Raw genomic sequence first — 25,161 nt, 5'->3', positions numbered from 1 at the left:
GCCACAGCAACTAACACAACATTCTCAATTCATATTACTGAGCCAGATAATAATAGTGATGCGGCAAGAACAATGGTCGCTATTAATAGTTATGTTGAGTATTTCCTTGATGCAATGAATACATGGATGACTCAAACGGGTCAGACAAAAATCGAGATGCCGAACGGTGAGGTTGTTACTCTCGATAGCATTAAGAAGATGCAGGGTGATATTGCCAATAAGTTAGATACTAAGAAAGGCGGTATTCAGCGCGTTGAGGGGGAATTACGATTAAGTAGCGCCATCGGGGTTGTAAATAACAATGAGAGTAATGCGGTATGGATGTCTCTGGGGCGCGGTATCCCTGATATTTATGTTAAACGGGAAGGTGCTACTAACTGTATTTATACATTTCCAGATCCGAAATTAGGAAACAGGGCGCTGATGGGTGTTGGTGATTATGGAATAGGAGGGAGCTCACCTTTAGTTACAGAAAATAATGAATTAATTAATAAAATGAAGTCTGGTTTTTTTAGGCAGGGAGGAGGTGTAACAACTGGGAATTTTTTCAATGAATGGGGAAATGGAATATCACTAGCTTATTCTGAAAGTGCTGGTTATCACATTTTTGGTACATTATCCGCCAATAAAACAAAGCTATTATTTTGTAAGGTTCAAAATGGCAATGTAGATCATGGAGAAATTATAACAACAATAAATACAACAACAGATCCACAAGGTTTCATCAAAAAAGCCTCTCCTATCATTATCATCAATCCCGATGGCACATTCACCACTAACAACGAATCAGAAGGCGCTACTGTTACTCGAGTATCTCAGGGCGAATATCTTATCGAGGGTGTGCTGGGTTTTAACGCTGATGCAGGATGGGGCGGTGTCGATGGCGGTATTGAAATTCCACTCGATGTAAATAAACAGCCACTTATTTGGGTTAACTCTGAAGTTATGGAGGACGGTTCTATCCTCGTTAAAACGTATCATCGTACACATCCTAATGCGCCTGAATTCGCTCGTAATGATATTGACGACTTCAACGATTGCGACCCAATTGATATCCCTGATGGTCGCTTTATCTCTGTTCGTGTACAGATGCCTGAGCAATCAATCTATAACGTGAGAATGAGAGAGATGGCAGAAGCGCAGAAGGTGGAAGAGGAGCGTAGACAAAAAGAAGAGGAAGAAAATCAGGACACCAATAAGGCACCCGAAATTGATAACTGATTGATTATATAACTCGGTCGGTTCCATCTAGCATCGGCGCAACAGAGAAGCGGTTCAAACTATATTCTTTTGAATTGCTATTAACATCATGATTTTCTGTTGATTTATTAAGTTCTATATTTTCTAACATGTTGTCATTCTTTCGTCTATTTAGGCGGTGATTATCTCTAAATTGTTAAGGAGATAAAATGAGCGCGCATTATAGCATAGAGGATAGCTTACACATGCTGGATCTGATGCTAGGATGATTTTATAAAGCTGAAGATAAGTGATAATAAACTATAAAATAGGAAAACATAATGCCAACAGAAAAAAGAGCATTACCTTATTTCAAATATCATCCTGAACCGATAAAAACAGGTGCTTTTATCACAGATGATACCGTTATATGTGATTGTTGTGGAAAGGAAACCAATATTTATTACGAAGGGCCTTTTTTTAGTGTTGATGATATTGAAGCGCTTTGTCCTTGGTGTATTGCAGATGGCTCTGCCAGTGAGAAATTTGAAGGTGATTTTCAAGATCTCTCTTCTGTTGAAGGAATATTATCAACCTATGATAGTAACGGTGAATATTCAGGTTATCAGTCAGGTGTACCTAAAGAAAATCTTGAAGAGTTGATCCGTAGAACGCCGGGATATCAAGGATGGCAACAAGAACATTGGCTTACACATTGTGGTGATCTTTGTGCATTTGTTGGTTATGTTGGATGGGAAAATATTGCTGATAAATTAGATGAATTTGTTTCTTTGGCAGAAGATATTGGTGAGATAGGTATGAATATGGATGATTTACCTAATAATTTAACTAATGAAGGCCATTGCCAAGGTTATTTATTTAAGTGTTGCTGTTGCGGAAAACTACGTCTACATATCGATTTTAGTTAAAAACATCACTCAATTAATATTAAGTCTATATTTATAATATAGATTTAATATTAATTTTTTTAAAAATAACCTATTTATATTATCTCTATTAAAAATGGAAATAGTCACTGCTCAATATTTTACGCTATAAAGCAAAAAAATAAAAAGAGGAGCATTGATTATGAATATTAAAAGAAAGATCCTTATAAAATTAAACAATCTTGATTGTGATAATAAAAAATTGTCACTTCCTACTTCCCATGAAATACATCATTCCCTTTTAAATAATATACCTTTAATTCCGGTGATATCATCTGTTCATCAATTACCACCAAAAAGTTATATTGATTCTATTTCAATAAACTTTAATGACCTAAATAAATATTATTATTTAAATTTACCGGAGAATAATCATTATACTTTAGATGAAGTTATTAAAGCATTAAGACAACACCCTGACATTGAATATGTACAAACAGTACCTATACAGCCTATTGAACCTCCTAATATTACGCCTGATTTTACTCAATATCAGCAATATCTAAATACACCAGAAAAAACGGTGAATATTAATAAAATTAAAGGGCTAGGGATTTGTGAAGCATGGAAACAAGAAGCATGCGGGCAAGGAATACAAGTCGCTGATATTGAATGGGATTTTAATCTTTCTCATCATGATTTATCAACGGATAACATTACATCATTATTACCTTTTAATGAAAAAACTAGTCAGGCAGATCATGGAACAGCAGTAGCTGGCTTAATTATGGGGAAAAATGATGGCAAAGGGATCACTGGACTCGCTTATAAATTAGATATGTTTTATGCCATCTCTGAATTAACTTGTGGACGTATTGATGCGATCATTGCGAGTAAACGCATACTACATGCTGGTGATATTGTTTTATATGAAATGCAGACAATCTGTGAGCATCAAGCGTACGTACCTGCGGATTATGAAATGCATATTTGGGAAGCGACTCGTGCCTTAACCGATGCTGGGATCATAGTGATTATGGCTGCAGGTAATGGAGGGGTAGATCTAGATTTGCCTGCTTATGAAAGTTATCGACAACGTCATGATAATAATTCAATACGTGTTGGTGCTGGTTCACCTTATACATTAAATCGATTACCTTTCTCAACACATGGTTCACCTATTCATGTACAAGCATGGGGAGAGGATGTTGCAACTGCGGGTTATGGTGATCTATTTCGAAGTGATGATAACCATACTTATACGGCTAATTTTAGTGGTACATCGTCAGCCAGTGCTTTAGTTGCGGGAGCTGCCGCTGTGATCCAATCTTGGTATAAAGACCATACAAACAGTGTGTTAACGCCGATACAAATGCGTGACTTATTAATTAGAACAGGCACTTTTCCACTGTTAAATGGCAAAATTGGACCTTTACCCAATGTGAATAACGCCATTCTGTATTTAAAAAAACTAATAAAACGTCATTAAGTACAATAGTGTTAATTCCTTTAGCACCTCCTAAATATTAGGGGGTGTTATTTAAATTTCATCTATATGATATATAAAGTTTTTATCATCCTAATAAGATTGGGATCTAAAAATAAGCACAATTTAATCCACTTTTTGTGTAAATAATAATCATAAAATTGTGTTGCAAATAAACGTGATAATAAGTTTGTATAGGAAAATAAGGCGATTAGATAACTTCTGAGAGAAAATTTATTTAATCATAAACTTAAGTGATTTTTGTGATTTATATAAATTAATAGCATTTTGATTTTACTGTATTTTTAGCATAAACCCTAAAGAGCATAGTTTATGATGAAAAACTTAAATATGAATAGTTTTTCATTGTTTATGCGCCTTTTTGCTTTCAATTTCACGCCACTGCGTTTATCATTTTCCGCTTGTACTATACATACGGCGTCGCTGGTTTTGGGCTTCTGTGGAGCATAATGCTCCGGCAGCTCACACAGTCTTTTCCAGTGGCGGTTCTATCTGCATTATTCTTCGGGATAGAGTATTACCTTAAATGACTGAGAAAACATCTCTGATACCAGTTGTCGAATTAAAATCCTTAAGTAAAGGTTTCGACGGAAAACAAATTATTTCCCGCCTCGATCTCACTATCAACCATGGCGAGTTTTTAACCATCCTCGGCCCCTCGGGCTGTGGTAAGACGACGGTTTTGCGTTTAATTGCGGGTTTAGAAGACGTTGACGATGGGCAAATTATCCTTGATGGGCAAGATATTACGGATATTCCAGCGGAACAACGTTTTGTAAATACGGTTTTTCAAAGTTACGCGCTTTTCCCACATATGACTGTTTTTGAAAACGTCGCATTTGGTCTTCGTATGCAGAAAACACCTGCTGATGAGATTAACATCCGCGTTGAAGAAGCTTTGCGTATGGTGCAACTTGAAGATTTCGCACAACGTCGCCCTGCACATCTTTCTGGTGGGCAACAACAACGTGTCGCGATTGCGCGTGCTGTGGTGAATAAACCAAAGGTCTTATTGCTTGATGAATCATTATCTGCACTGGATTACAAATTACGTAAACAGATGCAAAATGAATTAAAAGCCTTACAACGTAAATTAGGGATCACCTTTATTTTCGTGACTCATGACCAAGAAGAGGCGCTGACGATGTCAGACCGGATCGTGGTGATGCGTGAAGGACGTATTGAGCAAGATGGTACTCCGCGTGAAATTTATGAAGAGCCAACAAATCTGTTTGTTGCGCAATTTATAGGTGAAATTAATATTTTTGATGCTCGCGTTCTCCATCGTATTGATGAAACGCGTATCCGTGCTGATGTTGAAGGTCATGAATGTGATATTTATACTACATTACCTGTGACACAAAACCAGCAACTCAAAGTATTGCTTCGACCTGAAGATCTCCGTGTTGAAGAAATTCACGATCTCGAAAACCTTCCAGGGCTAATTGGTTATGTTCGTGAACGTAACTATAAAGGCATGACGCTAGATTCCGTTGTTGAAATGGAAAATGGCAAGGTGGTGATGGTCAGTGAGTTCTTTAATGAAGATGATCCAGATGTTGATCACTCGTTAGACCAAAAAATCGCAGTAACTTGGGTTGAAAGCTGGGAGGTCGTGCTGGCAGATGAAGAAAACACGTAAACTATTTCAAAACATCGTAATTACCGGTGTTGTGGGTTGGTTGATGGTGTTCGTCTTCTTGCCGAATATCATGATCATTGCGACCAGTTTTTTAACGCGTGATGATGCCAATCTTGTCGAGATGGTCTTTACACTCGATAACTATTATCGCTTATTTGATCCTATGTATGCAGAAGTATTACTGCATTCTATTAATATGGCGGTGGTCGCAACGTTAGCTTGTTTATTATTAGGTTATCCCTTTGCATATTTCCTTGCAAAAATGCCTAAAAAAATACAGCCACTGATGTTGTTTTTATTGATTGTACCCTTTTGGACAAACTCGCTTATTCGTATTTATGGATTAAAGATATTCCTAAGTACCAAAGGTTATTTTAACGAATTCCTGTTGTGGATTGGACTTATTGATAAACCACTCAGAATTATTTATACCCCAGAAGCGGTTGTACTGGGGCTGGTTTATATTTTATTACCTTTTATGGTATTACCGTTATATTCCAGCATTGAAAAGTTAGACAAACCTTGTTTAGAAGCGGCGCGTGATCTAGGTGCTAATAAATTTCAGACCTTTATTCGTATCATTATTCCATTAACAATGCCGGGGATTATTGCGGGTTGTTTACTCGTAATGCTACCTGCTATGGGCTTATTCTTTGTTGCTGATCTAATGGGTGGCGCGAAAAATTTATTAATTGGTAACGTAATTAAGAGCCAATTCTTAAATATTCGTGACTGGCCTTTCGGTGCAGCCACCAGTATTTGCTTAACATTAGTGATGGGATTAATGCTGTTTGTGTATTACCGAGCTGTGAAGTTACTGCATAAGAAGGTAGAAATAGAATGATAGGACGGTTATTGCGTGGTGGATTTATGTCCATTATTTACGCGTATCTTTATATCCCGATCATCATTCTGATAGTTAACTCTTTTAACTCATCACGTTTCGGGATTAATTGGAAAGGATTTACCACAGATTGGTACACCATTTTATTTAATAATGACAGTCTGCTTCAAGCAGCTGGACATTCATTAACAATGGCGGTCACTTCTGCAACGTTTGCGACATTAATTGGTTCATTAGCGGCAGTTGCTCTTTATCGCTACCGTTTTCGTGGTAAAAAATTTGTCGGTGGTATGCTGTTTGTTGTGATGATGTCGCCAGATATTGTTATGGCGATTTCGTTGCTTGTACTGTTTATGATCCTAGGTGTTTCATTAGGATTTTGGTCGCTTCTATTTTCACATATTACATTTTGCCTACCTTTTGTTGTGGTCACAGTGTATTCACGATTAAGTGGATTTGATGTGAAAATGTTGGAAGCGGCGAAAGACTTAGGGGCAGGTGAATTTACTATTTTACGTAAAATCATTATGCCTCTGGCGATGCCAGCAGTAGCTTCAGGTTGGTTATTAAGCTTTACGTTATCTATGGACGACGTTGTAGTTTCCTCTTTTGTGACGGGCCCAAGCTATGAAATTTTACCACTGAAAATTTACTCAATGGTAAAAGTCGGGGTTTCACCGGAAGTGAATGCGCTTGCAACCATCCTTTTAGGTCTATCATTAATATTAGTATTAATTAGTCAGTTGATTTTGAAAGACAGAACTGGCAAAGCGTAAACATGTATTAGTGCGAGTTTCTCGCACTTTTTGGGGTCTTGAAGACCAATCTGTTGGAGGTAGGCTCGCTGCCTATTTGATATTAACGCATCAACCACTGAAGGAAACATAAATGAAAAAGTGGTCCTCAGTACTTGCTGCCAGCGTAATGGCATTAAGTATCGGCACAGCATCGGCTGATGATGGTAAGACATTATATTTCTACAACTGGACGGAGTATGTGCCGCCTGGTTTGCTTGAACAGTTTACGAAAGAAACTGGGATTAAGGTGATTTATTCCACCTATGAATCCAACGAAAGCATGTATACCAAGTTAAAGACCTACAAAGAGGGGGCTTATGACTTGGTGGTTCCTTCTACTTATTTTATTTCTAAAATGAGTCATGAAGGAATGCTACAAAAAATCGATAAATCAAAATTAACGCATTTTGATAATCTCGATCCTAGCTTATTACATAAGTCATTCGACCCAGAAAATGATTATTCCATCCCTTATATTTGGGGTGCGACCGCTATTGGTATTAATAGTGATGAAGTTGATGTCAGTAGCATTACTTCATGGGCAGATTTATGGAAACCTGAATATAAAGATAGTCTGCTATTAACTGATGATGCCCGTGAAGTTTTCCAGATGGCATTATTAAAATTAGGCTATTCAGGCAATACAACTGATCCTAAAGAGATTGAAGAAGCCTATAAAGAGCTACAAAAGCTGATGCCAAACGTATTAGCCTTCAATTCAGATAATCCCGCTAACCCTTATATGCAAGGGGAAGTTAATTTAGGGATGATTTGGAATGGCTCTGCATTTATTGCTCGTGATGCTGGCGCACCGATTGAAATGGTGTGGCCAAAAGAAGGGGGTATTTTCTGGATGGATAGCTTAGCTATTCCTGCCAATGCCAAGAATGTCGAAGGTGCTCATAAACTTATCGACTTCTTATTACGCCCAGAAATAGCAGCCAAAGTTGCGGAGAATATTGGTTATCCGACACCAAACCTAGCCGCACAAAAATTACTGCCAAATGTGATCACTAAAGATAATTCTCTTTATCCAACAGAAGAGATTATCAACAAAGGTGAATGGCAAAATGATGTTGGTGATGCGACCGTGTTATATGAAAGTTATTACCAAAAATTAAAAGCTGGGCGCTAATCGCGTTTGAGTATAGTTCTGAGCCACCTTTAAGGTGGCTTTTTTATAACAGAAGAAACGTCATTTTATTTAGCGAAAAATAAAAGTGAAGTAAAAAAGAGTTTGTAATGAGAAAAATAAACTATATTCAATTAAAGTCATTTTTAATACAACTTTCGGCAATTAACCGATTATTTTTTTCTTGAGTTTTTCTTCGTTGTTCAATACTTGAAACATGATTACTTTGTAAAAAATAACTAATATGAACATCAAATTTTTCAGAAATACGATAAATTAACTCGATACTGATCCTATTTGTTCCGCGTTCATAACGAGAAAGCTGTTGCTGGCTTATCTCTAATCTTTTAGCAAATACAGTTCCCGAACATTTTAATTTTTTTCGTAAATGGCGTATTCGCTGGCCTATACGAAAATTAATGGTTTTGCTGTTATCTATCATTTATCAGCCTTAAAAATTCAAATCATTATTGATAAGAAAAAGTCAGACTGGCTAACCCGTTTGCTTTACCAGGTTTTAGTGTTCCAGTCGTGATATATCGGGTTGACAGGTTTAATGTGTAGTTTTCGTTATTAGATGTTGTTATATGAAGTAAACGTTGATTAGGTTGCCCCGTAGCACTAATGTCTGGCCCATAAGTTACTGGAGTCGGGTTATCATTAAAGAAAAATTGAATACCAATACCTGATGCATCTGAGCCTGATGTTAATGTAAGAATATCCGTATTATTAGAATAAGTAGATTGGTCAGTCATGCTGGCGTATAAATGTACATTGGTGTCGCAATTCACTGAAATAGGCTTTGTTTGTGTTTTTGATTTTGAGCCGATAGCGCTCATATCTCTCATTGAGATATCACCTAATTCATAAGTAAGATTTTTGGTATTTACGGTGCAACCACGAGCTTTAATGGTGATTGTTACAGGATTTATTGCGACAAGTGATGTGTTATTTCCTTTATGCCCTCCGCCATATTCAGACCAAGTATTGGCAATTACGGTGTAAGGAATATTATAAACACCCGTTTCTAAGTGTTCGTCAGTAACAACAAAGACAACTTTTGCTTTTAATGAAACACGGTCTACACCTTTATTTACGGTAGAGCCTACAGCTGGATAAATAATAGTTGCACTAGAGCCAGTGCCGACATCAATAGGGACATAAGAAACATTGTCATTGTTATCTTTTAAACCAAAGGCGTAACCAATACCTTTTACACCAGCTAGCGAATAAACCGGATATCGATTACTCCCTTCGTAATAATAGATCCCACTTATTTTTGAACCCAGTGCATTAGCATAGAGCGTTTCAACCCAGCATTTTTGTAGAAATTTATTCTCACATTTAAAGCCGTTATGAACAGATGTCTCTCCAATCCATGTTGACGTGATGGGGGTACCAGCGGGTGTTCCGTCTGCTGCACCATCAAAATTCATCGGTACAGGTGATACAATAAGAGGATCTGCCACTGCCCATGCCATCTTTTCAGGAGTAAACACTAAAAAAACCAGTAATGATAAGAAAGAAAGGGAATATTTCATTATTGGTACTCCAGTAAAAAGGTTGTAGTCGCATTAGCTTGCCCTGAACTGACTGGCAAATGTGTTGCGATGTATCGGGCGTAGAATTGCAAGGTATTATCTTGATTAGGCAATAACAGGTAAGGTTGGCTTTTTTCATTGATGGCAATAGGTGTGCCTGACTTATCCATAAGTGCAATAGCAACGCCTTGAGCACCATCCTTATTAACTGCAAGTAATGTATTATCAGATGCAGAAGGTGTTCCTTTAAAGCTGACTTTTACGCCGCTGGCTTCGGGTTGGCAATCTACCAACTTAATACTAAAAGGGATAATAGGTGTACGTTGTTGAGCAATTGTCGTTGAAGTGAAATCTTTAGTCGCGATATCACCTAGTTTTACTGTAATTGTTTTTGAGTTGGTTTCTACCGTGCAAGTGTTGCCAGTTACTCGAGCATTAATTTGAACTAAAGTGTCATAAGTATTGCCTTTACTTATAGAAAGCATCAATAAAGCCAAAATAAGCATTAATCTGCGCATTATTGGCACTCCTGTGTCATTTTTACAAAGGGCTCATTAAGTTGCTCAAGAGGTAGTTGATAGCGCACTTGGCAATGTTTGGACGATCCATTGCCCCAACGAACATCTAATAGGCCTGAGAGTGGTACACCAGAGAGGTAGAGCAAACCATCATCGCCCACAATACCGGAGAGATTATTTAGCTTATCGGTGGCAATTGCACCGAAAGGTAGAGGTCGTCCTTGTTGTCTTAATGTCAGTAATAAGCGATATCCTGTTTTGGCGTCAAAGCTAACTTTAATAACTGCACCTTGAGTAGGAATAACTTGCTGAATATTTTGCTCAATTTCAACATTGTCAGGGAGGGCAGTGGTATCAAGAGCAACTTTGTTTTGGCGATAAGCTGTGGCATAGGGAATGACCGCGAATCCACGCCAATCGGTATAAATCCCCGTTGCATTATCAATAGGTACATCTGCTGTTTTGCCAGCATCGACTAAAATAGTATTTGAACTTAATGGCTGACTTAATGTGATCCCTTCACTATGTAACAACATACCACCTGCAAGGCTATAATTGAGTTGTTGAGCATCTTGATGGTAGTTATAACCAGCATTGAGATTGCCATATCGGCTTTGATATCCAAGGGATGCACTTCCTGTATAACTGCCACCTTGATTGCTATATCCCTGTTGGACACTGTAATTTAATGTATTGTCGTCGAGTAAAGTGCCTGCAACACCTGCATTATGAGCAGAATAGCCGTTATTATTATGGCTGTAGTTATAAGTGAGATAGGCACTATTGACGGGTTGATAACCGGAAGGCATAAGAAGTTGTAACGGAATAGAAATTCCAAGAGAGAGAGAGTTTGATCTCGTTCTCCACTATTCATCATGCGGTTATAACTATAAATAATGTTGTAAGAAAGTCCTTTGATATTGCCGTTATAACCCGTTTGTATTAATACATTTTTCTCATTTGTTCCCCAATAGTTTTGCCAGTGTGTTGTCATAAAAACAGAGCCATAATCGGCAAGTTGTTGTGACAAATTGATCTGGAGACTGCCTTTTTTATGATTACGCAGATCAAAATAACGTGAAGGTGTTTGTTGATTATCCTCATAGAGATAACCAGACATACGCGTGTTGAGCGTCTCTTCTAATGTGTAAAATCCAGCAGTAGAGTAGCGATAGCCTAATAATTGAAAATTAGTGCCAAATTGGTTAAGTGATTTTGCGTAGAGAAAACGTAAAGAGTAGCCCTCAGATATCGAATCATCAGGTAGTCTGCTATGAGCAAAAGTGATATCCGTTGATAATGCGCCCAAGGTGCCCATATTTTTACCGGCCCCAAGTGCATAAGATTGATAATCTGCTGTAACTAAAGCTCCACTATATACTGTTGTGTCATAAGGCAATCCATAAATTAGGTGACCTTGTAAAAAGCGTGGCTTTTTATTTTGGTTATTTTGGCGAATTTCACCTGCTTGAATAACAAATTGTTTTTGACCTTCCCGCTGTAAAATGGGTACCGCAGAATACGGTACGACATAATCATGTTTTCCGCCGTCATTTTCTTCAACAGAAACATAGAGATCTCCGCTATTTGATGTTGGATAGAGATCCTTAATTTCAAATGCTCCAGGAGCGACAAAGGTTTGGTAAATAATGTAGCCATTTTGTCTTATAACGACTTTGGCATTACTATTTGCTATTCCTCTAACAATAGGAGCAAAACCTCTTTGACTATCAGGTAACATGGTGTCATCGCTTTCTAAGGAAATTCCTCGGAAATTAATGCTGTCAAAAAGTGTTGATGACGTATAACTGTCGCCAATTTGTAATTGGCTTTTTAGCGATACAATATTGCGTTGAAGATAAGTATTGATGTGGTTCCACTGGTTTTTTCCATTTGATGAATTCCAAGTGGAATAATCTCTTAATCGCCAAGCACCAATATTGATCCCACTACGTAGATTTAGATAGTAACTATTATTATGGGAGTTTCCCCAACTATTGGCTCCACTAAAGGTATAATTTAATATTCCCGCAGTAATACCGTTATCCCATTTCTCTGGTGGAATATAACCACGAGCTTTAAGATCTAAAGCGGCTTGAGGAATTTGAATTTTTAAGGCTTGCTTCTCAATGTCATAATTAACAATAGAGTCAGGAATAATGTCTTCAATATTAATACATTGATTATCTAAGGCATTTTCAATTTTAGAAAATATTTTAGTATTAATGGCTAATGATTGATAAAAAGATTTATTTAAACAAGGGATTACATTTTTATCTTGGCTAATAAAACGGATGTTTTCTGTTCTCAGATATTCATGATTAAAAATAATATCAAGAGGATAATCCCCTGGTTTGATACTATTTCCGGCTTCAAAATAGCTTAAATCAGCGACAGAATCGGGAGAGTCAGCCAAAAATGCAGGATTAAATCGGTTTGCACCGTGTGCTAAAAATGGCAAAGCCATTGATATAGTAATAGCACCAGAAAAGAAAAAATAAACTGTATTTTTATTAATCATGTTTTTTGACCAAAAAGCTTGGAGCCGATGTAATCATTAATGAGAAATTTCTTTTTTTAATACAGCTGTCTGTGCGCCATAATCATTGATTGTTTGGAATGAAATTAGCTTCGCATTACTCTTTATTTTTCCTAACATTAATTGAGATAACGGATTGATCATGATGCTTGCTGGAAGTTGATTATCCACTACTGCTAAATTCACCATAGTTATATGATAAGGTGTTGGATTATTCGCAATAAGCTCACCATTTTGGTAAGAAAAAGAAATCTCATTTGCAAATTTTTCATTATATGCAGGTAAATTTCCTGGACGATAGAAAAGCTTTATTCGGCTCTGTATTGCGATTTGTAGTGTATTTTCCTTAGCAAGTTCATCTTGTAATGAAGGGATCACTTTTACATTCATCCAAAATAAACTTTCTCTATCTTCAGGTAATGGTACTCCGGTATACATAATTCTTAATGCATTTTCTTTATTGGCATCAAGAATATATAAAGGAGGTGTGACTATAAAATCATTATTTTTAATTCCTTGATTATCAGAAACCCATGATTGAATTAAAAAGCTATTTTCTTTATCTGAGTTAGTAATAACAAGATTGGTTTGTTTAATATTCGAGTTATAAATAATACGTGTGGCACCTAATGAAACACCATTAGAGTAAGATAATAATGGAAAGAGAAAAATAATAAGGAATGTAAGTATTTTTTTCATAATAGAAATACATTAGATAATGAATATAGGACAATTATTTTTTGATAAAAATATGCCGTCCTTGGCAATAAGATATCAATCAAAAATGATTAGCAATTAAGAGTAAGTAACCATAAAGTTTGTGGTAACGTTTGCGCTACCTGCCTTAACAGTATCATCAGTTGAAACTAGAGATGCGTTATAATTTAATTGGTTTTCGCCCTCAATTAACTTTTGAGTCGTTGATGGTTGCCCTGGAATAACATTTTTACTGCTTGAGTCAGTAATTTTTAATGCTACATTTGTAGCCGCACCACTACCTTGTAATGCAAATGCATTTGCATCGCCATCAGAAGCAGTGCCATTAAAAGTAATTGCCGCTAATGTTGAAACTGTAATATCGCAGTTATTTAATTTAATACTAAAAGGAATACGACCTGTTTCGTCACCTTTTTTGGTAAATTCGGCCACGCGGAATTGACCTAAACGAACAGTTTGATTTGCTGAGCTACTATCAACACCACAGGCTGCATTTACAACAGAACCTTCAAAGTTAACAGTACCGCCATTGACTGTTACTTCTGTTGGTGCAGGAGTACCAGTATCTTCTGCAAATGCAGGTGCTGCAATAACTGCCATTGCAGAAGTAATAATTGCAGATAATAATAACTTTTTCATTAATTGTTCCTATTTTTTAAATATATATCTAACCGTTAACTTAATAAATTAAGCTAACAGTTAACTCTATTTATTTCCTATTCTTAGATAGAGAATAAAAGGGGATAAATTATTTTTAGACGTGTAACGTAAGACTATTTATATATATTTAACAGAGCGCTGATTACCGCAATTATCGTAAAAACGATAAAACAGTCATATTCACACCTAAGTCAAATTTTCAAAAATTATAGATGTGCTAAAAAAAATAGAGAAATCGTTTTAAACGATCGTTTTTAGCTTGTTTTATAGGTGGTATCTATTGATGTCGTGATAACTATCGGTAATAGTTAGTGTTAAAAAGTGGATAAATATATTACTTTATCTAATGATTTTTATGTTTTCTTGTATCGTGTTGATATTTATCATTTTTTTACTTTTTGTTTTTACTCTGTTATTTGACTCTAATAGAGAGCATCTTAAAAAGATGATGTAAATATACTTATAAGATGATGTTTCATAAAATATATTTCATAGTGAAACTATTTATAGAATGATACAAAAAATAACACTTTTTGTGTTCAAAAAAGACAATATTGTCTGTTTCTTTATTCAAATATAAATTTTAAATTTATATTTTATAAAAAAAGTAGAAATATTATTTATTCATTTTAAGTTGAAATTAAAATACATATTTTAAAAATATAAAATTGATGATACTTTTTTCACTACCTATGGGAGTAGATCAATGTGTTTTCTGCTTGATATTAATTGTAACAAAATGTTTCACCATTCAATTTTTTCTTTATTATTTTTGCATAAAAGTGATTAAAGCAATTATGCTGGTTTTATTTTAATATCGGTTCTAATGATAAAATCTTAAATCTGAAGGCACAAAATGATATCTAGCTCATCAAAAGGGACGTTATATGGCATTGTTGCTATTCTTCTTTGGAGCACCATTGTTGGCTTAATTCGTAATATTAGTGAGTATTTTGGTGCTGTAGGAGGTGCTGCACTGATTTATACCACAGGCACACTCTTTCTTATTTTGATCTTAGGAGTACCTAAGTTATCACGCTTTCCTAAACGCTATCTCTTCTGGGGTGGGCTATTATTTGTTACTTATGAAGTGTGCTTATCTCTGGCTTTAGGATTTGCAACAGACAGAACACAAGCCATAGAGCTAGGAATGGTTAACTATTTATGGCCTAGTTTTACGTTAGCCCTTGCTGTAATACTTAATAAGCAACGATTCTCTATTTTACTGATTGTCGGATTATTATGTGCATTTAGTGGATTAGTCTGGGTTGTTAGTGGTGATAATCCGCTAACAATTGACGGTTTATGGAAGAATATTCAAAGTAATCCATTAAGCTATATATTGGCATTTTCAGGTGCCATTTTATGGGCGTTTTATAGTAATTTAACGCGCCTTATGTCTGGCGGGAATAACGGTATTGTGCCTTTCTTCTTATTAACGTCACTTGCCTTGTGGGGGCAATACCTATTCTCCGCGCCAGTAGAGTGGATCGTTAATACAAAAAGTATCACGCTATTGTTAATAACTGGTGCCGCTATTGGGCTTGCAAATGCTGCTTGGACAATCGGTATGATCAGGGGCAATGTGACCTTATTAGCCACACTTTCTTATTTCACTCCCGTTATTTCTACTGCATTCTCATCAATATTGTTGTCTACCGCACTCTCTTTCTCATTTTGGCAAGGGGTAATGATGGTGACAGGGGGCTCTTTAATTTGCTGGTTAGCAACTCGTCAAAAAACGATAAAACCACTTAAAACGGCAAAATAATGCAAAATAGAGGGTTATTAAGTTAAATATTGATGTAAATAGAGATCATTGGCTTAATAAGCTCTATTTAAAAAAGAAGCATTTGTGCAAGTTGAAATTTTTTCACTATGCGGTGAGAGGAATATCGGCTTATCTATACTCATCATATTTCAATTTGTAGCTTTACTGATTAGTGACTTATTCACTTGCTGTCTAGCCACATCTCGAATTATTTAGAGTATAAGTAATACTATAAGAACAAATGCAACAAAAAAGGAATTGCTATGAAACTTGAGACACTCTCTGTTCACGCGGGTTATTCACCTGATCCAACTACAAAAGCCGTTGCTGTACCTATTTATCAAACAACATCTTATGCATTTGATGATACGCAGCATGGTGCGGATCTCTTTGACTTAAAAGTGCCCGGTAATATTTATACCCGCATAATGAATCCAACCAATGACGTATTAGAAAAACGTGTTGCAGCATTAGAGGGCGGAATTGCGGCAGTTGCCGTAGCATCGGGCATGGCTGCTATCACTTATGCAATTCAAACTATTGCACAAGTGGGGGATAATATTGTTTCTGTCGCTAAGCTTTATGGCGGTACTTATAACTTAATGGCGCACACATTTCCTCGTATTGGTATTGAGGCACGCTTTGCTCCTCATGATGATATTGCCGCTCTTGAAGCGTTAATTGACGATAAAACAAAAGCGGTATTTTGTGAAACCATCACAAATCCAAGTGGAAATATTGTCGATATCCAAGCATTGGCCGATGTCGCTCATCGTCATGGCGTACCTTTAATTGTTGATAATACGGTTGCCACACCTTATTTATGTCGCCCTTTTGAACATGGTGCGGATATTATTATTCACTCTTTAACCAAATATATTGGCGGTCATGGTAATTCTATCGGAGGCATTGTTGTTGATTCCGGTAAATTCCCTTGGGCTGAGCATAAAGATCGTTTTGAGATTTTAAATACACCTGATGTTTCTTATCACGGGGTAAATTATGTCGAGCACTTTGGTGCGGCGGCTTATATAGCAAGATGTCGTGTTGCGCCTTTGCGTGGAACTGGTGCGGCTCTATCACCTTTTAATGCATTTTTGATCCTACAAGGGTTAGAAACGCTGGCACTACGTATGGATCGCCACACTGAAAATGCACAGAAAGTAGCAGAATATTTGCAAAACCATCCTCAAGTTGCATGGGTTAAATATGCAGGTTTAAGCAATCACCCTGAGCATGATTTAGCGGTACGTTATATGTCAGGTAAACCAGCCGGTATTCTCTCTTTTGGTATTAAAGGGGGCGCAGAAGCTGGAGCAAAATTTATTGATGCACTGCAACTCATTGTTCGCCTTGTGAATATTGGTGATGCAAAATCATTAGCATGTCATCCAGCTTCAACCACTCATCGTCAATTAAATGATGAAGAATTAGAACGCGCTGGTGTTTCACGAGATTTGATCCGTTTATCTATTGGTATTGAACATATTGACGATATTCTTGCAGATTTAGAACAAGCATTAAAAGCCAGCATTTAATTACAGTTATCAATTATCAATTTAAAACCTTCTTTATTTAAAGGAGGTTTTTTTATATTTTAAGATCTTAATTTCAATATTATCGGCAATCAATTTAAATTTATTTTAATTAATATAAGGATATAAATGAATATTAATTCTATATTTAGAGATACAGTGAATCAACTGACAACAGGAGCAGGAAAAGCAATAAACAGTGTTATCGATTTTTTTTCTAGTCTTCGTTCGGGTATAACGGGTTTATTTAATAGTAATATTTCTTTTAGACAAGCTGCAACAGATCTGAGTCTTATTAATTATAATGATCCAAAAAAAACTTCACTCGGTAATTTAAAGGATTTTTTAAATGAAAAATGTGGAATGAATACGACAGAAGATCAAGTAAATGGAGAAATAGATAATATAGAAAACGACATATATGAAGGGGGAAATATATATGAAGAAATGAATAATAAAGAAGACCCTATATATGATGAAATAAATGAAGATATTTTAGATTTAATAGGAAAACTCCTTGAGTCAAGGAATGAAAATAAATCACCAGCAATTGAAGATGAATATAGTATTGTTATTGATTGCGTAAATATACCTAGTGAGGAAATTTATTCTGATCCTTACGAGGCTCCTCTTTCTGATGGAAATATTCGTAATACTCTTCCGACAGGAAATAAAAATATGGAATTATTGAGTTCTTCACCTAAAGATAAAACCAAATTTAATACCATTTAACTGGTGGTGATTCTATTTTTAATAAAAAACAGCAGTATAAAGATATAATGATTCAGATGAAAAAATAAGCGTAATTAAAAATAAAGAAATTAATTAAATATTGATTTCTTTATTTTTGCTAAATTGGTTTTTTAATTAAGATTATAAACATATTTGTTTTTTGATAAAAATCAAATTTTAGATCCCTTTAATTTTTAAATTAATTATTTAGATCAATCTTGTAAAATAAGTTTAATTTTTTAAATTAAATTTGATTGGGAAATAAAGGAATGTGAAGTCAACTGCATTATTTACATATAATAAGCCTCAGTCGAAATCAGATTGATTTCGATCAATAAGGAACATACCGACTGGTCGGTATCATCCTGTGCATGAATACAACTGCGCATCACCGAAAAAAAGACCCTATCCGAGTTCAAGAGCAATTATTGGAAGCGGCAAGTATTATTGTGGCTAATGAAGGAATAGCTTCTCTCTCTTTAAATGCTGTAGCAAAAGAAGCGGGTGTAAGTAAAGGTGGTCTACTTCATCATTTCCCCGGAAAATTAGAATTAGTGCAGGCAGTATTTAAACGGCTATTAGGTATTATGGATAGTCGCATTGCAGTTATTATGGAAAATGATCCTATTGAAGCGGGGCGTTTTTCTCGCGCATATTTAACTTATATTTCTGATTTAAAACAGTCAGACGAAAGTCGCCAATTAGCCATACTGTCTTTAGCAATGCCAAACGAGCCTATTATGCGTAAATGCTGGCGAGATTGGATGTTAGATCATTTAGCTAAAGGCGATAAATTAGATAATAGCTATTTAGGTACATTAATTCGTTATGCCGCAGATGGTCTTTGGTTATCTGAATTAACAGAAGGCCCTACGATTTCACAAGAAGAGCGTAACGCATTAGTTGAAAGATTATCTGAGATGACATTTGACTATATGGCAAACACAGCAAATCAGTAATTTTAATCAGGATGAATGAGGGCACAATGAAATACAAAATAAATGCCTTAATTTATTACGACGCAACGGATGGCGCGATATCGTTAGAAAAAGAGAGTGTTGATACACATCTTTCTATTACCGCAAATGCGTTACTGTTTTATTTTATTCAGCATCCAGGTGTTGTTAATCGTGATGAAGTATTAAAACGTGTTTGGGATGATAATGGGCTGGTTTCATCAAACAGTAATTTAAACCAATATTTGAGTTTATTACGAAAAACATTTCGTCATTATGGTATTGAAAATATCATTGTCACTATTGCGAAAGGGCGATTAGAGTTCAATCCGGATATTTCAGTTGAACTTATTGATGATTCAACGTTATTACCTTCAACTCAAACAAATGAAGAAGAACCTATTTTAGTTAAGGATGAAAACAAAATAGCCGTTGAAACAACGACACCTTTATCTTTAACTCAAACACCTTTAGAGTCTACACAAGAAGAAACACCGCAACAAAAACAGAAACAGAAACCAGAAATTTGTTGGTATTTAGCCAGCATTGGTTTTTTATTAGGTGCGGTATTTCTTGCGGTGATCATCTTTTTTAATCAACATCAATCAAAGCCAATTTCACTGACACCATTAACACATAATGATTGTGAATTACTTTCTAATGAAGCGATGATTAATTCTGCGGTAAGTGATAATTATGTTCGCAATTTTGACGCAGTAAGAAAGAAGCTTAATTTACAGTGTGTGAAAGGTGAGCGATTTGTTTTCTTCTATGGTGATAAATTACAAACAAATGGATTAGGGCGCGTATTTTTAGCGCACTGTGCAAAGAACGAAGATAATCCATTTAGTTATTGCGACAATTACTTTTACTATTCTTGGAAATATTAATGAAAATCTCAGGGAAACTTTTATGTTTTTTATCGGCCCTGATTTTTATCTTGGTCGCCACTTATGCAGCAACAAGATTATTAACCATTAAAAATGAAGGTGTCATGGTTTGTTCAACCAAAGGCATTATGCGTTTTGAAAATATGGAAGATGAAAATGTAAATGGCAATATTCATTTTTCATTTGGTGCCAATGGTAAAGGATCAATTGTTGTTGAAGGCTATACCACCTCAAAAGCAGGATGGTTGTATTTACAACGCTATGTGAAATTTGATTATACGACCAAACGTGTTTCACCGACAGAACGCCACTATTTTGTTAGCCAATGGGATGCTAGTGCATCATCAATCGATGAATCTCCAGACGTTATTTTTGACTATTTTATGCGTGAAATGTCAGACAGTCATGATGGGTTATTTATTAATGCACAGAAGCTAAATGAAAAAACGTTACTATTAAGTTCGCTCAATTCACCGCTCTATATTTGTACCTTAAAACCGGGCAGTAAATTCGATTAATCGTCCTGATTATCTGATTCTATTTTTGCAAGGTGGCTTCTATATAGTCGCCTTTTTGTTTATCTAACAAGCAATACATCCCATCCTTTTAATTAACTTTCTATTCTCACATAGCCTTAGGTTTAGCTCTTAGATTTAGCGCTTTGCTTATTGCGTAATTTGAACGGATTGTCTGCATGACTTTTTATAGCGTAAGAGTGCCCACCTTTATTTTTTATACACCACAGTGAAGGTTTAGATTTAATAAATATGTTATCAACAAAAAAATAGCACGATTTGTATATAGACTTGATTTAGCCTTTTTCAATTATTGATCTCACATTGAAATATCAGTGATATCTCGCACATCTTTCTCGTCAATATGTACTGCCTTTTTGCACCTTTTCAACATCCTCCTAACAAAGTTAATTCGCCTATCTTTTCATCTTTTTTTTGTGAAGATTAATAAATTTATAACGATGAAAAAAGCAAATTAACAGAATAGATGTGTAAAAATAGACATAAAAAACACTAAATCACAGAGTTAAATTCTATATGTTTCCATATCATGGATTTATATTTTGTTTTAGTTTTTACGCGTTATAGTGATTTTGAAACCAACGTCTGCGTTTAAAAAATCACCACGCAGACACAATGGGCAAACGTAAACCGTTAAACGGCTTCTCGGAGGAAATGAAAATGGGTGATGCATTAGGTCTGATCGAAACCAAAGGTCTGGTGGCATGTATTGAAGCCGCTGACGCTATGTGTAAAGCCGCGAACGTTGAACTTATTGGCTATGAAAATGTAGGTTCAGGTCTCGTGACTGCGATGGTGAAAGGCGACGTAGGCGCAGTGAAAGCTGCAGTAGATTCAGGTGTGGAGTCAGCACAGCGCGTAGGTGAAGTTGTTACATCGCTCGTGATTGCTCGTCCTCACAATGACATCAACAAGATTGTTATCAAACACAAGGCATAGTTTTTGCCTTAGGAGAACGTATGGGTGATGCATTAGGACTTATTGAAACTCAAGGGCTGGTTGCTTGTATTGAAGCAGCTGACGCGATGTGTAAAGCGGCAAATGTTGAGTTAATCGGCTACGAAAATGTGGGTTCAGGTTTAGTTACTGCAATGGTGAAAGGTGATGTAGGTGCCGTTAAAGCCGCTGTGGAATCTGGCTTAGAAGCTGCTCAACGTGTTGGTACTGTTGTGACTTCATTAGTTATCGCTCGTCCACATAACGATATTCAAAAAATCGTTGCCCAGTACAAAGTGACTGAATAACGAAGGAAATAAATATGAAAGAAGCACTAGGTCTAGTTGAAACCAAAGGTCTTGTCGCTTGCATTGAAGCTGCTGATGCAATGTGCAAAGCAGCCAATGTTGAACTGATTGGTTATGAAAACGTCGGTTCAGGTTTAGTGACAGCAATGGTGAAAGGCGATGTCGGTGCAGTCAATGCAGCGGTTGAGTCAGGTGTTGAAGCGGCAAAACGTATCGGCACCGTGGTGACTTCTCGTGTTATTGCAAGACCGCATAACGATATCGAGAAAATCGCACAACAGCACAAAGCCTGATTTTTCAGGCGTGCTGTAAAGCAAAGAAATAAGTTATTCAGCTAAATTTTTTAACTCCTGTATGGGGGAAGACATGGTTGCATTAGATAAAGATTTGCAATCCAGACAACTGGCTCGTGAGCTAGTTCGTAACGCGAAAAATGCACAACTTGTTTATGCTAAGTTTTCGCAGGAAAAAATCGACAGTATTGTAAAACACATTGCATTTGAAGCTGCTCGTCATGCAGAAGAGCTGGCAAAAATGGCGAACGAAGAAACAGGCTTTGGCAAGTGGGAAGACAAAGTTCTGAAAAATACCTTCGCGTCATTGCGTGTGTATGAACATATGAAAGACATGAAGACCGTTGGCATTATCAATGACGATAAAGTGAAAAAAGTCATGGATGTCGGCGTACCTTTAGGTGTTATCACGGCGTTAGTTCCTTCAACTAACCCAACATCAACCATTATCTATAAAACCCTAATTGCACTGAAAGCGGGCAATGCGATTATTTTCTCTCCGCATCCAAATGCAAAACAGTGTAGTTTCCGTGCGTTAGAAATTGTTAAAAAAGCTGCACTAGAAGCCGGTGCGCCAGCAGGGATCGTTGATGGTGTGACATTACTAACACTGGAAGCGACGAAAGAATTAATGCACAGCAAAGATGTGTCATTAATTTTAGCGACTGGCGGTGAAGGTATGGTGCGTGCAGCTTATGCATCAGGCACACCGACAATCAGTGGTGGCCCAGGTAATGGCCCTGCCTTTATCGAACGTAGCGCTGATATCAAAAAAGCAGTTAGCGATATCATCACCAGTAAAACATTCGACAATGGGGTTATCTGTGCATCAGAGCAATCCATTATCGTTGAACGTTGCATTTATAACGAAGTTCACCGCGAGCTATTAGCGCAAGGTGCTTACTTTATGAATGACGAAGAAGCAACAAAAGTGGCTTCAATGTTACTGCGTGCTAACGGCACAATTAACCCAGCGGTTGTGGGTAAAGATGCGATTTATTTAAGTCAGCGTGCAGGTTTTAGCGTACCCGCAAATACGCGTGTACTAATCGCATTACAAGACACCGTATCACCAAAAAATCCGTATTCACGTGAAAAACTATGCCCAATCTTAGGGATGTATATCGAAGAAGATTGGAAATCAGCGTGCGATCGCGTGGTGCAATTACTGACTAACGAAGGTTTAGGTCATACCTTAGTTATTCACACCAAAAATGAAGATGTTATTCGTCAATTCTCTTTAGAAAAACCCGTTAACCGTATTCTGATTAATACCCCTGCGGCATTAGGCGGTATCGGTGCAACAACCAATATTACTCCTGCACTTACTTTAGGTTGCGGTGCTGTTGGTGGCGGTTCTAGCTCTGACAACGTTGGCCCAATGAATCTACTGAATATTCGTAAAGTAGGTTATGGCGTGCGTACCGTTGAAGAGTTGAAACAACCTTGTCCTTTAGCACAAGAAGCTGCTCAACCTGCTGTTTCTGCTTGTGCTGTTTCTAGCACAAATCACCAGACCAGCATTCTTGATGATGATCGTTTTCGTTCACCTTCTTTAACTCCAGTTCATGCTGAATGCGCAACTGCACAACGTCAAACTCAAGGTGATGATCGTTTTGGTACATCTCCTTATGCAACGACGGTCAGTGCTTGTGCGCAACAAGTGATTGAACAAGGTGATATTACCGAAGAAAACGTGGAACGCATTATCAAGGAAGTTCTCGGACGTCTGAGTAAATAACTCATTGATATAAGGCGATATAAACCATGATCCTCGCAAAGGTAATCGGACACGTAGTAGCGACACAAAAAAGCCCAGAACTTAAAGGTAGCAATTTATTAATGATAGCGACCTTAGATGATGAGCTTAAGCCACTGAAGAACAAAACGTATGTTGCAGTGGATAGTGTAGGTGCAGGTATCAACGATGTTGTATTGGCTGAAGAATACTTCGCACTGAACAAAGAACGTTACAAAGCGATGTCAGTGGTTGCCATTGTTGAGAAGGTTTATCGGGACAGTAAGGAGTAATAACGACATGAGTGAGTTTCTGATAAAACCCAAAATTCAGTTTGGCACCAATGCGCTGGATTTTCTTTCTGGGTTAACTGCCCGCCGCGCATTTGTGGTGACAGATAAAGCAATGGTGAAGTTTGGCTTTGCAAATAAAGTCACTGACAAGTTAATGCAACGGGGTATCGAGTTCCAAGTTTACGATGATGTTGCTTCAGATCCGGATATTTCAGCCATCGTAAGTGGTATGAAGATAATGGATGCGCATTATCCAGATTTGGTTATCGCACTCGGTGGTGGATCAGTGATTGATGCCGCGAAAGCCGTTATGTACTCCCTCTGGCATGCCCGTAAAGAGAGCAACAGAACAAAACCACAATTTATTGCTATCCCAACCACTAGCGGTACGGGCTCTGAAGTGACCTCTTTTTCAGTGATCAAATCACGTAGTGAAAAATTGGTCTTGGTTGATGAATTTATGTTGCCTGATGTCGCCATTCTCGATCCTGAGTTGGTGAAATCTGTACCCCCTGTAATTACGGCAGATACAGGTATGGATGTCCTTTGTCATGCACTAGAAGCTTATGTTTCTAAAGCGGCATCTGATTTTTCTGATGCGATGGCAGAAAAAGCCGTCAAGTTAGTATTTGGTCATCTTATTGATTGCCACCATCAAGGTGACAACTTATCTGCTCGCGAAAAAATGCATAACGCATCTTGTATTGCAGGCATGGCATTTACTAACGCTTCGTTGGGTATTACTCACAGTCTTGCCCATGCATTAGGTGGTGTATTCCACGTACCTCACGGTCGTGCAAATGCGTTATTGATGACACATGTCGTCGCCTTTAACGCCAATCTTCATGGTGATTGTAATAGTGAAGCAGCAAAACGTTACGCCTATCTTGCTCAAAGCTTAGGACTTCCAGCTAACACAGTAAGAGAAGGGGTAACCAGTTTAATCGTCGCCATTAATGTATTGAAAGATGAAATGGGTATGCCGAAGAGTATTCGCGATACCGGTGTCAGTGAAGCGGATTTTTATGCCCGTTTAACGGAAATGGTCGGACAGGCTTTACGAGATAGTTGTACGCCGACAAATCCACGTGACGTGAACACACACCAATTAGAAACATTGTATCGTCAGGCATTTGCCGGTGTATCACACAGTTAATGCTCAACCGAATTAATACCGATTAGGTCAAGTAAAGAACATCAGGAGAGCCTC

25 protein-coding genes and 1 pseudogene are annotated in these 25,161 nt (G+C 37.0%); 19 read left to right on the top strand and 7 right to left on the bottom strand.

All coding sequences use genetic code 11. The features are described 5' to 3' along the window. The 7 genes from DK857_RS13535 to potD all read left to right on the top strand — a co-directional run. Positions 1-1,221: phage tail fiber protein (locus tag DK857_RS13535; RefSeq protein WP_455749989.1), on the top strand; the 1,221-nt coding region annotated here is incomplete at its 5' end. A 299-nt stretch (positions 1,222-1,520) separates the two neighbouring features. Then, a complete protein-coding gene (gene cbrC / locus DK857_RS13525) occupies positions 1,521-2,108 on the top strand; it encodes a PF03691 family colicin E2 tolerance protein CbrC (RefSeq protein ID WP_109394808.1) in 588 nt (195 codons plus the stop codon). A gap of 160 nt (positions 2,109-2,268) precedes the next feature. Beyond that, the gene (locus DK857_RS13520) at positions 2,269-3,555 is read left to right on the top strand and encodes a S8 family peptidase (protein ID WP_109402448.1); all 1,287 of its coding nucleotides are present in this window, start codon (positions 2,269-2,271) and stop codon (positions 3,553-3,555) included. A 544-nt stretch (positions 3,556-4,099) separates the two neighbouring features. Further along, positions 4,100-5,215 carry a spermidine/putrescine ABC transporter ATP-binding protein PotA gene (gene potA, locus DK857_RS13515; RefSeq protein ID WP_075673056.1) on the top strand — a complete coding sequence of 372 codons (1,116 nt, stop codon included), beginning with the start codon at positions 4,100-4,102 and terminating at the stop codon, positions 5,213-5,215. Continuing rightward, positions 5,199-6,059, top strand: coding sequence for a spermidine/putrescine ABC transporter permease PotB (potB, locus tag DK857_RS13510; RefSeq protein WP_023583058.1), 861 nt, complete (start codon positions 5,199-5,201; stop codon positions 6,057-6,059). The genes potA and potB overlap by 17 nt, the downstream gene beginning before the upstream one ends. Then, on the top strand, positions 6,056-6,835 hold the full coding sequence (gene potC, locus DK857_RS13505) for a spermidine/putrescine ABC transporter permease PotC (RefSeq protein ID WP_075673055.1): 780 nt from the start codon (positions 6,056-6,058) through the stop codon (positions 6,833-6,835). The genes potB and potC overlap by 4 nt, the downstream gene beginning before the upstream one ends. Before the next feature lie 112 nt (positions 6,836-6,947). After that, complete coding sequence (gene potD, locus DK857_RS13500; RefSeq protein ID WP_075673054.1) at positions 6,948-7,991, top strand: spermidine/putrescine ABC transporter substrate-binding protein PotD; 1,044 nt, start codon at positions 6,948-6,950, stop codon at positions 7,989-7,991. A 127-nt stretch (positions 7,992-8,118) separates the two neighbouring features. Here potD and DK857_RS13495 read toward each other — a convergent pair whose 3' ends face one another. The 7 genes and pseudogenes from DK857_RS13495 to DK857_RS13470 all read right to left on the bottom strand — a co-directional run bounded on the left by DK857_RS13495 (position 8,119) and on the right by DK857_RS13470 (position 13,942). Beyond that, complete coding sequence (locus tag DK857_RS13495; RefSeq protein WP_098941767.1) at positions 8,119-8,430, bottom strand: helix-turn-helix domain-containing protein; 312 nt, start codon at positions 8,428-8,430, stop codon at positions 8,119-8,121. Between the two features lie 25 nt (positions 8,431-8,455). Further along, on the bottom strand, positions 8,456-9,529 hold the full coding sequence (locus tag DK857_RS13490; RefSeq protein WP_109402447.1) for a fimbrial protein: 1,074 nt from the start codon (positions 9,527-9,529) through the stop codon (positions 8,456-8,458). Beyond that, complete coding sequence (locus DK857_RS13485; RefSeq protein ID WP_075673051.1) at positions 9,529-10,047, bottom strand: fimbrial protein; 519 nt, start codon at positions 10,045-10,047, stop codon at positions 9,529-9,531. Before DK857_RS13485 ends, DK857_RS13490 begins: the two co-directional genes overlap by 1 nt. Then, positions 10,047-10,856, bottom strand: a complete 810-nt coding sequence (locus DK857_RS19500; protein WP_264371821.1) for a fimbria/pilus outer membrane usher protein — start codon at positions 10,854-10,856, stop codon at positions 10,047-10,049. Before DK857_RS19500 ends, DK857_RS13485 begins: the two co-directional genes overlap by 1 nt. A 107-nt stretch (positions 10,857-10,963) precedes the next feature. Further along, positions 10,964-12,514, bottom strand: a pseudogene (locus DK857_RS13480) (fimbria/pilus outer membrane usher protein); the annotation flags it as partial. Between the two features lie 90 nt (positions 12,515-12,604). Then, on the bottom strand, positions 12,605-13,285 hold the full coding sequence (locus tag DK857_RS13475; RefSeq protein ID WP_109402446.1) for a fimbrial biogenesis chaperone: 681 nt from the start codon (positions 13,283-13,285) through the stop codon (positions 12,605-12,607). Positions 13,286-13,381: 96 nt separating this feature from the next. Further along, positions 13,382-13,942 carry a fimbrial protein gene (locus DK857_RS13470; protein WP_075673048.1) on the bottom strand — a complete coding sequence of 187 codons (561 nt, stop codon included), beginning with the start codon at positions 13,940-13,942 and terminating at the stop codon, positions 13,382-13,384. An 877-nt stretch (positions 13,943-14,819) separates the two neighbouring features. Here DK857_RS13470 and yddG point away from each other — a divergent pair. The 12 genes from yddG to DK857_RS13410 all read left to right on the top strand — a co-directional run bounded on the left by yddG (position 14,820) and on the right by DK857_RS13410 (position 25,107). Then, on the top strand, positions 14,820-15,734 hold the full coding sequence (gene yddG, locus DK857_RS13465; RefSeq protein ID WP_109402445.1) for an aromatic amino acid DMT transporter YddG: 915 nt from the start codon (positions 14,820-14,822) through the stop codon (positions 15,732-15,734). Positions 15,735-15,997: 263 nt separating this feature from the next. Then, positions 15,998-17,272, top strand: a complete 1,275-nt coding sequence (locus DK857_RS13460; RefSeq protein WP_075674388.1) for a bifunctional O-acetylhomoserine aminocarboxypropyltransferase/cysteine synthase — start codon at positions 15,998-16,000, stop codon at positions 17,270-17,272. A gap of 126 nt (positions 17,273-17,398) precedes the next feature. After that, positions 17,399-18,001, top strand: coding sequence for a hypothetical protein (locus DK857_RS13455; protein ID WP_109402444.1), 603 nt, complete (start codon positions 17,399-17,401; stop codon positions 17,999-18,001). A 371-nt stretch (positions 18,002-18,372) separates the two neighbouring features. After that, the gene (locus DK857_RS13450) at positions 18,373-18,960 is read left to right on the top strand and encodes a TetR/AcrR family transcriptional regulator (RefSeq protein WP_036934524.1); all 588 of its coding nucleotides are present in this window, start codon (positions 18,373-18,375) and stop codon (positions 18,958-18,960) included. Positions 18,961-18,986: 26 nt separating this feature from the next. Further along, positions 18,987-19,847, top strand: coding sequence for a transcriptional regulator (locus DK857_RS13445; RefSeq protein ID WP_075673541.1), 861 nt, complete (start codon positions 18,987-18,989; stop codon positions 19,845-19,847). Next, the gene (locus DK857_RS13440; protein WP_006536331.1) at positions 19,847-20,365 is read left to right on the top strand and encodes a FidL-like protein; all 519 of its coding nucleotides are present in this window, start codon (positions 19,847-19,849) and stop codon (positions 20,363-20,365) included. The genes DK857_RS13445 and DK857_RS13440 overlap by 1 nt, the downstream gene beginning before the upstream one ends. 678 nt (positions 20,366-21,043) lie before the next feature. Continuing rightward, positions 21,044-21,322 carry a BMC domain-containing protein gene (locus DK857_RS13435; protein WP_004249182.1) on the top strand — a complete coding sequence of 93 codons (279 nt, stop codon included), beginning with the start codon at positions 21,044-21,046 and terminating at the stop codon, positions 21,320-21,322. Between the two features lie 20 nt (positions 21,323-21,342). Continuing rightward, a complete protein-coding gene (locus DK857_RS13430) occupies positions 21,343-21,627 on the top strand; it encodes a BMC domain-containing protein (RefSeq protein WP_006536329.1) in 285 nt (94 codons plus the stop codon). A 14-nt stretch (positions 21,628-21,641) separates the two neighbouring features. Beyond that, entirely contained in the window at positions 21,642-21,920 is a 279-nt protein-coding gene (locus tag DK857_RS13425; RefSeq protein WP_006536328.1) for a BMC domain-containing protein, read from the top strand. Between the two features lie 73 nt (positions 21,921-21,993). Further along, complete coding sequence (locus DK857_RS13420; RefSeq protein ID WP_109402443.1) at positions 21,994-23,661, top strand: acetaldehyde dehydrogenase (acetylating); 1,668 nt, start codon at positions 21,994-21,996, stop codon at positions 23,659-23,661. Between the two features lie 26 nt (positions 23,662-23,687). Next, the gene (locus DK857_RS13415) at positions 23,688-23,951 is read left to right on the top strand and encodes a EutN/CcmL family microcompartment protein (protein WP_036934514.1); all 264 of its coding nucleotides are present in this window, start codon (positions 23,688-23,690) and stop codon (positions 23,949-23,951) included. A gap of 7 nt (positions 23,952-23,958) precedes the next feature. Beyond that, entirely contained in the window at positions 23,959-25,107 is a 1,149-nt protein-coding gene (locus DK857_RS13410) for a 1-propanol dehydrogenase PduQ (RefSeq protein ID WP_109402442.1), read from the top strand. Positions 25,108-25,161: the final 54 nt, after the last annotated feature.

Source organism: Proteus terrae, from assembly GCF_003144325.1.
GTDB lineage: Bacteria > Pseudomonadota > Gammaproteobacteria > Enterobacterales > Enterobacteriaceae > Proteus > Proteus terrae.
The sequence above is the reverse complement of the archived record's forward strand: the minus strand, read 5'-3'. Positions and strand labels throughout refer to the sequence as shown.